Genomic DNA, 12,449 nt, shown 5'->3' with positions numbered 1-12,449 from the left:
ATCTTCTATAAATTTAGAAGTATATCCTCAGGATTTATCCTTTCCGTATAATCAGGATTTACATAAGAATATATAATTTCATGATTTTTATTAATTATAAAAACTGCGGGAATAGGGAGAAGATTACAAGATTGTTCATTATAATCTGAAAAGTAAATACCCAGTTGGTTGTAATAGGGAATTACAAAATCTTGTACAGAAAATGAAATACCCAGCAGACTTGCATAAACATTTCCTTTATCAATTAAAATATCAAAACTTAATTGAAGTTTTTTTTGAATATCCAGACTTTGATTTATATTTTGAGGAGAGATACCCAAAAGCAATGAATTTTTATTTTTTATTAATGGAATAAGCTCATCTAATGCTTTTAATTCAAGATTACAATACGGACACCAGCTCCCTCTAAAAAAGACCAGTATAAGCTTGTCATATTCTTTAAATATCTTGTTAGAATTTATGGGTTTGCCTAATGTAGAATCTAAATTGAAAAAAGGAATTTTCTTTCCTTTTTTCAAGAATTTCCACTCCAGACTTTTTTCTTTCAAATCAAGAATTGAACGTTGAAATGCATTTTGAATTTCTTGAGGAAGCTGTTTTACCAGTTCTGCATTTAATTTTTCTAATTGTTTTTTTAACTTTGACATACGTAAGAGTTTTTAGCTAACGAATGCAAAAATTCAAAAAAATTAAATGATGCACAATAACGCATATTTTTATCCCTTAGGGATTTATAAGTCAATATTATGAATAAAAAGACACCTGCTATACAAAATAAAGTTTGCCCTTTGGAATTTGCAGTAAATACAATAAGCGGAAAATGGAAAATCCCAATCTTATGGCAGATGAATGAAGGCAAAAAAAGACCCAGTGAATTTTTGAGAGGTATTATGAACGTGGATAGAAGAGTACTAAATCAGCAGTTAAAAGAAATGTTGGAAGATGGTCTCATAAAAAAACAAAACTTTAATGAATTACCACCAAGAGTTGAATATACGCTTACAGAACTGGGAGAAGAATTAGTTAAAGTTCTTTGGCAATTAAACAATTGGGGGAAATTATTAATAGAGAAAAAAACTATAATTAAAATTCAAAATTCTCAGGCTTTAAGTTGAATCAAATTTAAAAACATATTTTTGCATAAATTAAACTTCATTTAATTGTTATATCATGAGAAATCATAACAAACTAATAGTGGTTCTTTTATTAATTTCTACGTGTATGTTAGGGCAGAAAAAAGCTTTGACCTCTTCGGAAATTAAAGCATTAAAAATCAATGTCGAGAATTATTCATCAAAAATTAGTTCTTTAGAATCTAATTTTTCTCAGGTTAAGCATATGGATTTTATGGAAAAAGACATAAAGTCATCAGGGAAACTTTATTTTAAGTCAGGCAATGTACGATGGGAATATTCCTCACCCTATAATTATTATATGATTTTGAAAAATAACAAAATGCATATAAATGATAATGGCAAGAAAAAAGAAATGAATATGTCATCAAGTGAAATGCTAAAAGAGCTCAGTAAGGTAATTTCCGGAACCATACAAGGTAAAAACATTTTCGATGAAAGTAAATTTCAAATAAATTATTATAAAGTTTCAGAACACTACCAAGTAGTTATGGTTCCAAAAGATAAAAATATTAAAAAATATATAAAACAGGTGGAAATAGGTCTTAGCGGAAATACGTATTTAGTAAATACAATTAAAGTTACAGAACCTACTGAAGATTATACAATTATTACATTTAGTAATCAGAAAAAAAATAATACTATTTCCGATGCGAAATTTAATTTTTAGTTATTTACTTTTACTGGTAATGGGTTCTTGCAGTTCTTATAATCAGTCATTTACAAAAGTTAATACAATCGTTGAAACATATACGCCTAATTATTTAACAGATAAAAACATCGAAAAAGTATTTAGAATAAATATTAATATTTACGATCATGATCTCAGTGGAATTTTAGCGATAAAAAAAATAAATGAAGAACATTATCGGGTAGCAGTACTTACTGAAATAGGCGCTAAACTTATCGATTTTGAATTAATTAAGGAACAGCTAAAACTAAATTATGCTATAGAACAACTTAATAGAAAAATAATCTTAAACGTATTGAAGCGCGATTTTTTACTATTACTAAATCAAAACACTAACGTTGTAAATCAATATGAATATAAAGAATATACTGTATATGAATCATTGCTTGAAAATAAAAGCATATACTATTATATTTCAAAACAATCAGATAATTTAGAGAAAACAGTTTATGCATCAAAGAAAAAATCAAAAATAAGCCTGGATTTTGTTTATAATAAGTCAGATTTCCCGGATGTTGAGATAACGCATAATGCTGTTAAGTTACAAATTAATTTAAAAGTACTTGAGAATTAGGATAGTAAATCTCAATTGAAAAAATGATTGAAAAATAATTACATTTGCCGAAATATTTTGAACGTATGATAGAGCTGAAGAATTCACTTTTGGAAAATTTTTATGAAATTGAACATTTTTCAGAAATTGAAAAAAATAAATTTACAGTACGTATAAGTCTGAATAAAGAACACAAAATTTTTGAAGGACACTTTCCCGGGCACCCTGTAACTCCGGGTGTATGCATGATGCAGATTATAAAAGAAGTAACAGAAGGTTACTTAAACGTCTCTTTACAATTGCAAACTGCTGAGAATATAAAATTTATGGCAATTATCAATCCGGAAGAAAATTCTAAAATTGGAATGGATTTTGACATTAAGGAAGAAGATAATAACATTTCACTAAAAAGCGTAACTTATTTTGAAGAAACTGTTGCTTTAAAATTTAGTGGAATCTATAACAAAAAATTATGAAAACGTATTTATTAACATTATTTTCAATATTTTCTCTTTTCCTTTCAGCTCAGCCTTCAGTGTCAGAAGTTCGAGAGTCTTACAGAACAGCTGTAGATTCAGAAGAAAAAGCAGATGCATTTTTTAATAGTCTAAAATCTGTGCAACAATCTAACGGTACTGTTTTAATGGCTTACAAAGGAGCTGCGTATATGCTTTTGGCAAGATATGAGCCTTTACTAAAGAAAAAAGGACAGATAAAAAATGGAAGAGCATGGATTGAATCTTACATTAAAGCTCATCCTAATGATATAGAAGCCCGTTTTGTACGTTTGACTATTCAGCAAAATCTACCTAAAATTGCCGGTTATAATCAAAATATTGATGAAGATAAGGATTTTATAAAGAAAAAAATCACGAGTGTGAATGATGCTCAGCTTAAAAAAATGCTGGAAACCTTAAAATAAAATTTAAAACTAAATGCCTTGGAACACAACAACTGTCTGCACAGCATAAATGCATGTGTTGTAATTCCTACTTACAATAATTGTAATACACTTTCAAGAGTCATTGAAGGAACACTTCAATACACAAAAGATATTATTATAGTTAATGATGGTTCTACGGATTTAACTACTCAAATACTTCAATCGTATGAGGGATTAGAAATAATTGAACACACGATTAATAAAGGAAAAGGCGAGGCTCTGAAAAGTGGTTTTTCCAAAGCAGTTGAACTGGGATTTGATTTTGCGTTTACAATTGATTCTGACGGGCAGCATTATCCTGATGATATTCCTTCATTTGTTAACGAAATCCTTACTAACGGGGAAGCTCTTCTTATAGGCGCAAGAAACATGGATCAGGAAGGAGTGCCTAAATGTAGTAGTTCAGGTAATAAAATTTCAAACTTCTGGTACTGGTTTGAAACAGGGGTGAAATTATCCGATACTCAGTCCGGTTTTAGAATTTACCCCATTAAAAAGCTCAAAAGCATAAAATGCTATACCTCAAAATACGAGTTTGAAATTGAAATAATTGTACGCGCTTCATGGAATGGTATTAAAGTGAAGAATATTCCCATAAAAGTTTTGTATGACGAAACGGAAAGAGTCTCACATTTCAGACCCTATATGGATTTTAGTCGTATATCTTTACTTAATACGGTATTAGTAATAATATCATTGCTTTATATAAAGCCTAGAGATTACTTGAGGAAATTTAAGAATAAAGGATTTAAACGCTTTTTTTTTGAAGATTTGTTACATAGTCAGGATACTCCCTTAAAAAAATCTTTTTCGGTAGCTTTAGGCATTTTGATAGGTCTATCTCCACTTTGGGGATTTCATGCAGTGACCGCTATTTTTTTAGCTGTTATGTTTCGGCTTAATAAGTTTATTGCCTTTGCTTTTTCGAATATAAGCCTGCCACCTTTAATTCCATTTATTGTATATGCTGGATGTGCAACAGGTAATTTTTTATTGGGAAATAAAGAAATGGAATTTAAATGGGATGATTTTGATTCTTATTCCAATACTGCTGGTAATCATATTTTAGAATACATTGTTGGTAGTATAATTTTTAGTATTATCTGCTCTTTTTTAGCTGGAGTTGTTACATATTTCATATTAGATAATAAAAAAAGTAAAAATTTTATACAGACCCATAACTAAACAAGTGTACGGTTAGTACAATTCGTTAATATAAATTATATTGCAAAACTAATTTTTTTGAAAATGTTTAATTTACTGTACGATTTCTTTTCTAAAAGAAAGGGCCTGTTTTATTCACTTACTGCACTTTTAACAGGACTTTTGATCTTATTTGCTAGTAAAATAAAGTTTGAAGAAGATATTACAAGACTACTACCAGCTGATGGAAAATCGGAAGAAATAAAAAATGTATTAGAAACAGCACGGTTTTCAGATAAATTAATTATAAATATTGAAGGTGATCATCCGGATGATTTAAAATCTTACGCCAAAGATTTTGATTCATTAGCCCGTATTAGTTGTGCGGATTATATTCAAAAATTACAAACTAGAATTAATGAAGATAAAATAGGTGAGTTGATGGACTTTGTTCAGGAAAATCTGCCTTTGTTTTTGGATGAACAAGACTACAAATATCTCGATTCATTAATAGCAACGCAGCCTATTCAGAACAAAATTAATGAAAGTTACCATTCCTTGTTATCTCCCGGTGGTTTTGTAACTACTCAGATGATAAGGAAGGATCCGCTCGGAATGCTTTTTCTGGGACTCAAAAAATTAAAGCAAGTTCAGGTTGTGGATAATTTTGAATTAGATGACGGATTTGTTATCAGTAAACAAAAGAAAAATCTGCTACTTTTTATCACTACTAAGTTGCCCGCAAGCGAAACAGATAAAAATACAGAATTTATTCATTTGCTGGATGAGATTGTAAATAAACTGAACAAAAAATATACGGATAAATCCAAAGCAGAATATTACGGGGCTGTGGCAGTATCAGTAGCCAATGCCCAACAAATAAAAAAAGATATTCAGTTGACTATGGGCATAGCCTTAATTTTGCTGCTTACTCTCTATGTTTATTTTTACAGAAAACTATATATACCCATAGTCATATTTGTTCCGGCAATATTTGGTAGTTTATTAGGAATTTCTGTGCTTTATCTGCTGAAGGGGACAATATCGGCAGTTTCTATAGGCATAGGTTCAGTTTTATTAGGAATAACCTTAGATTATTCTGTTCATATTCTCAGTCACTACAGAAGTAGCGGAGATATTAAAAAACTCTTTAAAGATATTGTTAGCCCTTTACTGATGTGTGCCATATTTACAGCAGTAGACTTCTTATGTCTTTTATTGTTACATTCGGATGTATTAAAAGACTTAGGAATATTTGCGGCTGTTAGTGTTTTAGGAGCAGCTCTGTTTGCCTTACTATTTATACCTCAGGTATATAAACCACAGCAGAGAATAAAGACATTACAAAATACATTTATTGATAGATTATCAGCTTACGATTTTTCTCAAAATAAATATGTGCTTGGGGCTTGTTTTTTAGTAATTACAGTTTGTCTTTTTACTTTTAATAAAGTAGGATTCAATAATGATTTAAACTCACTAAATTATGTGCCTGCAAACTTGCAGTTAGCAGAAGATAATTTAAATAAATTAAATGATTACTCCTCAAAATCGATTTATGTAGTTTCTTATGGAAATACCTACGATAATAGTTTGCAGACAAATCATGAATTATATGAACAACTGAAACAAAAAAAAGATTCAAAAGAAATTCTAAGCTTTAGCTCCATAGGCGGATTATTGCTATCTGAAGAGCAGCAAAAGGAAAGAATTCAAAACTGGAAAAATTTCTGGAGCCCGGACAAGATTAAATTAGTACAACAACTATTAATTTCCGAAGGAAAAAAAGTAGGATTTAAAGAAACAACATTTCAGCCTTTTTATGATGTTCTTGATACTTATTATGAGCCAATGTCTAAGGAGTCCCACCAGTTGTATAAAGATTTGTTTTTAGATGACTTTATTGCTTCCAAGTCCGGAATAACAGGGATAACTACAGTGATTAAAATCAAAGACGATAATTCCCAAAAGTTAATTCAAGAAATATCTTCTACTAATAAAAATGTTTTAGTTATAGACAGAAAAAATTTACAGGAGAATATTTTAGGTAATCTGGAACAAGATTTTAATGATTTGTTCTGGATATCTACTCTGGTTGTTTTTGTCGCTGTATTTATATATTTCAGAAGTATTGAAATTACGCTCCTTACTAATATTCCCATCTTTATTGGCTGGATGGTCACTCTTGGCATTATGGGGATTTTTGGAATACAGTTCAATGCGTTTAATATTATAATTACCACTTTAATTTTCGGTTTAGGTATAGACTACTCAATATTTATATCTCAGGCTTTACTTGAAGAATATACAACCGGTGAAAATCAAATGAAAACGTATAAATCAGGAGTGATCATGTCTGCATTAACCACCATACTTTGCTTTGGTGTTCTTATCTTTGCCAAACATCCGGCAATTAAATCCATTGCCATTATACCCTTAATAGGGTTACTGGTTGTAGTATTCATATCATTTACTGTACAACCCTGGCTATTTTCTGTACTTTTATTAAAACCACAACAAAAAGGGTATACACCTTTCAGATTATTAAATTTTGTTACAGGGATATTAGGCTTTGGCTTTTTCCTGTTAATGTCATTACTGCTCAATAGTGCAGCCTTTATATTTTCCCCCTTATTACCGGAAAGAAAAACAAAGAAAAATACGTTTTTATTTAAAATATTTAAAACTATTTTCAGGACGTTAATTTTCATGTTTCCTGGCGTAAATGTAAAATCTGTGGGGTTCTCAAAAAAATTGTATGATACGCCTACTATTATCATAGCTAACCATTCTTCTGAGTTGGATACCATCATTATGGGAATGTTTGATTACAGACAAATATTTATGATTAATGAACGTATTTATAATTCACGTTTTTTTGGAAAAATTATCCGTGTCGCAGGATATTTTCCCACAAGCAAAGATTTGGATACAGATTTAAATGATTTAAAAGAAAAAATACATCAGGGATATTCTTTAATTATTTTTCCTGAAGGAACCCGTTCTGATAATTCTAAAATTCGTCGATTTCACAAAGGTGCGTTTTATCTGGCAGAAAAATTAAAAATGGATATTCAGCCTGTGATGATACATGGAAATTCAGACAGGTTACCCAAAAAAGAAACATGGGTAAATTCAGGCACCATAACGGTCAGATATTTAGATAAAATATCGTATAAGGATTGTTCATTTGGAAATTCTTATTCAGAAAGAACAAAAAATATTATGAAATGGTTCAGAGGTGAATTTAAAAAATTTAAAATTCCATTAGAATCACCCGATTATTTTAGAAATAAGCTTTTTCTAAACTATTTATATAAGGGGCCGTCTATAAAGAAAGCTATTAAAACAGAATATGAATGGTACAAAAATTTTTATACAAAGATTTATGAAAATCTGCCTGATGAAGTTAAAGCTTTTCACTATACTGATAGCTGGTGCGTTTTAGACTTACTCTTATTGTATAGTTCGCCAACATGGAAAATATCAGTAGTAGAAGATGATGAATTAAAAAGGAAAATTATAGAAAATTCATATTCACAAAAAAAGTATCCGATTAACTTCATCAATGAAATTCCGGATAATTGGGAATCTTACAATACTCTGATTTTTACAGATAAGGGAATACCTTTAGATAAGGGAATACCTAATTCAGTTGAATGGCTGATAGGAATACGTACTGAAATAAATCATAGCTGGGAAAATTTTGAGATTGTTCTTCAAGAAAAAGATATATTTATAATGAGAAGAAAGCAAGATGGAAAAAAATTATGATTTTGCTATTATAGGAAGTGGGTTAGGAGGATTAATCTGTGCCAACATTTTATTGCTGGAAGGTTATAATGTAGTAGTGATTGAAAAAAATAATCAGTTCGGAGGCAATCTTCAGACCTTTTCAAGAGATAAGCGAATATTTGATACAGGTGTTCATTATATTGGAAGTTTAGATAAAGGAGAGCATCTATATAAAATATTTTCTTATTTGGGTATTTATAATGAATTGAAATTAAAGAAAATGGATGAAACCTTTGACTTTATTTCGTTCGATGGAGATCCTAATCAATATCCCTATTCTCAAGGCAAGGATAATTTTGTTAAAAATCTTCTTGAATTTTTTCCGGAAGAAAGAGAAGCTCTTGAAAAGTATATAGATTTAATTGAATATTATTGCTTTTGCTTTCCATTGCATAATCTTGAAAAGAGAGAGTTTTGTTGGGATAAGAATTTATCTTTAATGGAAAAAAAAGCAGATGAGGTAATCAATTCCCTTACTCAAAATACCAAACTGAGAGCAGTATTATCAGGCATTAATTTTTTATATGCAGGTGAAAAAGATACTACACCTTTTTATGTTCACGCATTAATAGTTAATTCATACTTGAATAGTGCCTGGAGATGTAGAAGGGGAGGAAGTCAGATAGCTAAACTATTGACCAGAAATATACGTCATTTGGGTGGTAAACTAATAAAAAACACAAAAGTAGAAGAAATCGTAATTAAAAACACTCAGGTAGAGTATCTTAAGCTTAGTGATGACAAGGAAATTTATTCTAAAAATTACATATCCGGCATAGATGCCCGACAACTCTTAACTTTATTTAAAGGTGATTCTATTAAAAAATCATATTATAAAAGAATTAATGAAAATAAAGATACCATCTCATCTTTTAGCTTATTTTTAACTTTAAAGCCAGAGACAATTCTTTACAGAAATGCAAACCAATATCATTTTAAAAATGAAGATAGAGTCTGGGAAATAGTAAATTATTCTGAAAATAGCTGGCCTGAAGGTTATATGATATCATTTAGTGCCGATGAAAAAAATGAAGCTTATGCAAAAGAAATGACTATTCTGACTTATATGCATTTTAAAGAGGTGAAACAATGGGAAAATTCTTTTAATACTATTTCAAATAAGTCAGAAAGAGGACCAGAATATGAAAAGTTTAAAAATAACTTTGCTGAAAGATTGCTCGATGAGGTAGAACAGATGATTCCCGGATTAAAAGATTCAATTATAGGATCGTATACATCAACTCCTTTAACTTACAGAGATTATATTGGAACCAGTTCAGGAGGAATGTATGGGTTTGTTAAAGATGCATCCAATCCTATGCAATCTTTTTTACTGCCTCAGACAAAATTAAAAAACCTTTTTTTAACAGGGCAGAGTACAGGCCTTCATGGAATATACGGTGTCGCTATAGGTAGTATTCTTACCTGTAGTGAATTTATAGGCAAAGATTATTTATTGGATAAAATTAATAGTTCTGATTGAAATTTATATACACTAATTATCAATACTTTTGTTTCATAAATCAAAAACTTAAATATGCTGTTAGAAATTATTTACTTCATTCTTATTTTCATATCCGTATTAGGCTGGGGATTGTGGAGTTTAATATTGTTTAAATTTAAGTCAGAGAGTATTGCTTTAACACTTATTTCCGGTCTTATATTCTTAGCCGTCGTTTTATCTCTATCAGCTTTTTTTGTCCCGCTAGGTTTAAAATTAGAAGTAATAATGATTTTAATTTCATTAATTCCTTATTATAGCAAATGGAGAGAAGTAGTACATAAATTAAAGGCCTTAAAACTCAAATTTAATTTTTTTATAATTTTGGGAATACTATTTATGATCGGAAGCTTATATCCATTTATACTAGATCATTTTGGTTATTATATTCCCACAATTGACTGGTTAAATGAATTAGGTATTATCAAGGGCATGGCCAACATAGATTGGAGTATTGGTCAGGTTTCTTTTTTTCATATATTACAGGCAGGTTTAGATGATACCATTGATCCTTTTTGCAGATTAAACATATTCGTATCATTTATTTATTTATTGTATGCGTATGAAAGGGATAGTTATAAGCTTTTGGTTTTTCTTCCGATCAGCTTTATGTTCTTACAGTCACCATCTCCTGATTTAATGATTTTTTTATTTAGTTTAATTACCGCTAATGAGTTGTTATATAATAAATTAAGTACACAGGATTACCCTTTCTTTTTGGTTTTATCTACTTTTCTTTTTATTGTAAAACCAATAACTTTTTGGTTGCCGGCCTGGGTTTTTATAAACTATTTGATGCAAAAAAACAGAAAGTATAGTTATAAGTATTTTTTGATTCCTATTTTTTTAATTTCATTATATCTGGTTAAAAATATATACGTTTCTTCTTTGCCCTTTTTTCCTGTAACGATACTAAAAGTATCTTCCTTTTGGATGCCGGATTCAAGAATTTTAGATTATTCCAATCAAATAGCAGCTTTACTTACGTATCACACAAAATTTACTTTAGAGGAAATCCAGTCATTCACACTGTATCAAAAACTGTATTATTGGTTTGTATTGAAGCACTTTAGTTCAGTTATTCATATTCTTATTGTCCTGGTTATTATAGCTTATGTTCTTTATATGTTTAAAGTACGGAAAAAGTCAGAAATAGCACTCGGAATTTTAATTATTACAAAAATTATTCTAATATTTAATTTTTCAGGACAATACAGATTTATGTTAGATGGAGTTTTTATTTTGCTATTTGTCTTAATCACCTCTATTAATTTTAATCGGAAAGTTGCTTTGGGTTTGGTGTATGCATCTGCATTAATTTTTATGGTTACTTTTAGTTTTTCAGTCATTCAAAATTTAAATCCAAGTTTTAAAATAATCGGGTTTAGAAAAGAAAATCTATGGAAACCAGGTAAATTTATACTAAATAAATATGAAAGAAAAAAGATAGGTAACTTAGACATTAATGTGTCTACCGATTATTCGCTAAACTTTGATACTCCAGCGCCGGCTTTTACTCTTCATAAACTGAATTATTACTTAAATCTGGGTATATTTCCCCAACAAATAGATTCAACGGATATTTCACGTGGAATATATAGTAAGCCGTTGTCTGAAACAGAAAAAATTGAGTTATTATCAATCCTTAATAACTATAAAAATGGCTCAAAATAAAATTTGAGCCGTTTTTTTTATAAATGTTTAAATTTTTACATTCCTAAAACATAAGCGAAAACAAGTGGAGCTACAATGGTCGCATCACTTTCAATGATAAATTTAGGTGTATCAATGGCTAATTTTCCCCAAGTAATTTTTTCATTAGGAACAGCTCCTGAATAAGAGCCGTAACTGGTGGTAGAATCAGAAATTTGACAAAAATAGCTCCAGAAAGGAACATCTTCCCATTCTAAATCCTGATACATCATAGGCACAACGCATATAGGGAAATCTCCGGAAATACCTCCTGCAATCTGGAAAAATCCTACTCCTTTACCGGATGAATTGTTTCTGTACCATTCAGTTAAATATGCCATATATTCAATTCCGGATTTCATGGTTGATGCTTTCACTTCACCTTTAATTACATAAGCAGCAAAAATATTTCCCATTGTGCTGTCTTCCCAGCCGGGAACAACAATAGGTAAGTTTTTTTCAGCTGCTGCTAACATCCAGCTGTTTTTAGGATCAATTTCGTAATATTGCTCTAAAACTCCGGATAGTAGCATCTGATACATATACTCATGAGGAAAATATCTTTCTCCTTTAGCATCAGCATCTTTCCATATTTTTTCAATATGTTGTTGTAATCTTCTAAAAGCTTCTTCTTCAGGTATACAGGTATCCGTAACACGATTCAGGTGATTTTCAAGTAAATCCCATTCCTGCTCAGGAGTAAGATCTCTGTAATTAGGAATTCTTTTATAATGAGAATGGGCAACAAGGTTCATTATGTCTTCCTCAAGATTTGCCCCAGTACATGATATAATTGCTACTTTATCCTGTCTGATCATTTCTGCCAGAATTTTTCCTAATTCTGCAGTACTCATAGCACCTCCCATGGTGATCATCATTTTACCACCATCTTTAAGATGTGCAACATATCCTTTGGCTGCATCTACTAAAGCAGCAGAATTAAAATGTAAATAATATTTTTCAATAAATTCGGAAATTGGTTTGCTCATATCTAAGTG

At 30.1% G+C, this 12,449-nt stretch carries 11 protein-coding genes; 9 read left to right on the top strand and 2 right to left on the bottom strand.

Features of this window, described 5'->3' with window-relative positions; translation table 11 throughout:
- Positions 1-5: 5 nt before the first annotated feature.
- Positions 6-647 (bottom strand): peroxiredoxin-like family protein, encoded by a 642-nt coding sequence (locus EQ921_RS06455; RefSeq protein ID WP_128331024.1) that lies wholly within the window; start codon positions 645-647, stop codon positions 6-8.
- A gap of 99 nt (positions 648-746) precedes the next feature.
- Here EQ921_RS06455 and EQ921_RS06450 point away from each other — a divergent pair, with 99 nt between their 5' ends.
- The 9 genes from EQ921_RS06450 (at position 747) to EQ921_RS06410 (ending at position 11,433) form a co-directional block, all read left to right on the top strand.
- Positions 747-1,115 carry a helix-turn-helix domain-containing protein gene (locus tag EQ921_RS06450; protein WP_128331023.1) on the top strand — a complete coding sequence of 123 codons (369 nt, stop codon included), beginning with the start codon at positions 747-749 and terminating at the stop codon, positions 1,113-1,115.
- A 55-nt stretch (positions 1,116-1,170) separates the two neighbouring features.
- Positions 1,171-1,803, top strand: coding sequence for an outer membrane lipoprotein carrier protein LolA (locus tag EQ921_RS06445; RefSeq protein ID WP_128331022.1), 633 nt, complete (start codon positions 1,171-1,173; stop codon positions 1,801-1,803).
- Positions 1,784-2,398, top strand: a complete 615-nt coding sequence (locus EQ921_RS06440) for a hypothetical protein (protein WP_128331021.1) — start codon at positions 1,784-1,786, stop codon at positions 2,396-2,398. Before EQ921_RS06445 ends, EQ921_RS06440 begins: the two co-directional genes overlap by 20 nt.
- A 44-nt stretch (positions 2,399-2,442) precedes the next feature.
- Positions 2,443-2,853 (top strand): 3-hydroxyacyl-ACP dehydratase, encoded by a 411-nt coding sequence (locus EQ921_RS06435; RefSeq protein ID WP_255424445.1) that lies wholly within the window; start codon positions 2,443-2,445, stop codon positions 2,851-2,853.
- Complete coding sequence (locus EQ921_RS06430) at positions 2,850-3,299, top strand: hypothetical protein (protein ID WP_128148750.1); 450 nt, start codon at positions 2,850-2,852, stop codon at positions 3,297-3,299. Before EQ921_RS06435 ends, EQ921_RS06430 begins: the two co-directional genes overlap by 4 nt.
- An 18-nt stretch (positions 3,300-3,317) precedes the next feature.
- A complete protein-coding gene (locus EQ921_RS06425; protein WP_128331020.1) occupies positions 3,318-4,505 on the top strand; it encodes a DUF2062 domain-containing protein in 1,188 nt (395 codons plus the stop codon).
- A 63-nt stretch (positions 4,506-4,568) separates the two neighbouring features.
- A complete protein-coding gene (locus EQ921_RS06420; RefSeq protein ID WP_128331019.1) occupies positions 4,569-8,237 on the top strand; it encodes an MMPL family transporter in 3,669 nt (1,222 codons plus the stop codon).
- Positions 8,221-9,741 (top strand): NAD(P)/FAD-dependent oxidoreductase, encoded by a 1,521-nt coding sequence (locus EQ921_RS06415; RefSeq protein WP_128331018.1) that lies wholly within the window; start codon positions 8,221-8,223, stop codon positions 9,739-9,741. The genes EQ921_RS06420 and EQ921_RS06415 overlap by 17 nt, the downstream gene beginning before the upstream one ends.
- 54 nt (positions 9,742-9,795) lie before the next feature.
- Complete coding sequence (locus EQ921_RS06410; RefSeq protein ID WP_128331017.1) at positions 9,796-11,433, top strand: hypothetical protein; 1,638 nt, start codon at positions 9,796-9,798, stop codon at positions 11,431-11,433.
- Between the two features lie 35 nt (positions 11,434-11,468).
- On the opposite strand, the gene EQ921_RS06405 is transcribed toward EQ921_RS06410, so the two are convergent.
- Positions 11,469-12,440, bottom strand: a complete 972-nt coding sequence (locus EQ921_RS06405; protein ID WP_128148740.1) for a deoxyhypusine synthase family protein — start codon at positions 12,438-12,440, stop codon at positions 11,469-11,471.
- Positions 12,441-12,449: the final 9 nt, after the last annotated feature.

The sequence above is a fragment of the Apibacter sp. HY039 genome, from assembly GCF_004023655.1.
GTDB lineage: Bacteria > Bacteroidota > Bacteroidia > Flavobacteriales > Weeksellaceae > Apibacter > Apibacter raozihei.
Note: the sequence above shows the minus strand (reverse complement) of the source record. Positions and strands in the feature narration are given on the sequence as shown.

Bases quoted from the DNA above. Each gene is read 5' to 3' on its own strand.
- EQ921_RS06410 (WP_128331017.1), top strand. From the start codon at position 9,796: ATGCTGTTAGAAATTATTTACTTCATTCTTATTTTCATATCCGTATTA.
- EQ921_RS06440 (WP_128331021.1), top strand. From the start codon at position 1,784: ATGCGAAATTTAATTTTTAGTTATTTACTTTTACTGGTAATGGGTTCT.
- EQ921_RS06445 (WP_128331022.1), top strand. From the start codon at position 1,171: ATGAGAAATCATAACAAACTAATAGTGGTTCTTTTATTAATTTCTACG.
- EQ921_RS06430 (WP_128148750.1), top strand. From the start codon at position 2,850: ATGAAAACGTATTTATTAACATTATTTTCAATATTTTCTCTTTTCCTT.
- EQ921_RS06450 (WP_128331023.1), top strand. From the start codon at position 747: ATGAATAAAAAGACACCTGCTATACAAAATAAAGTTTGCCCTTTGGAA.
- EQ921_RS06415 (WP_128331018.1), top strand. From the start codon at position 8,221: ATGGAAAAAAATTATGATTTTGCTATTATAGGAAGTGGGTTAGGAGGA.
- EQ921_RS06420 (WP_128331019.1), top strand. From the start codon at position 4,569: ATGTTTAATTTACTGTACGATTTCTTTTCTAAAAGAAAGGGCCTGTTT.
- EQ921_RS06455 (WP_128331024.1), bottom strand. From the start codon at position 647: ATGTCAAAGTTAAAAAAACAATTAGAAAAATTAAATGCAGAACTGGTA.
- EQ921_RS06405 (WP_128148740.1), bottom strand. From the start codon at position 12,440: ATGAGCAAACCAATTTCCGAATTTATTGAAAAATATTATTTACATTTT.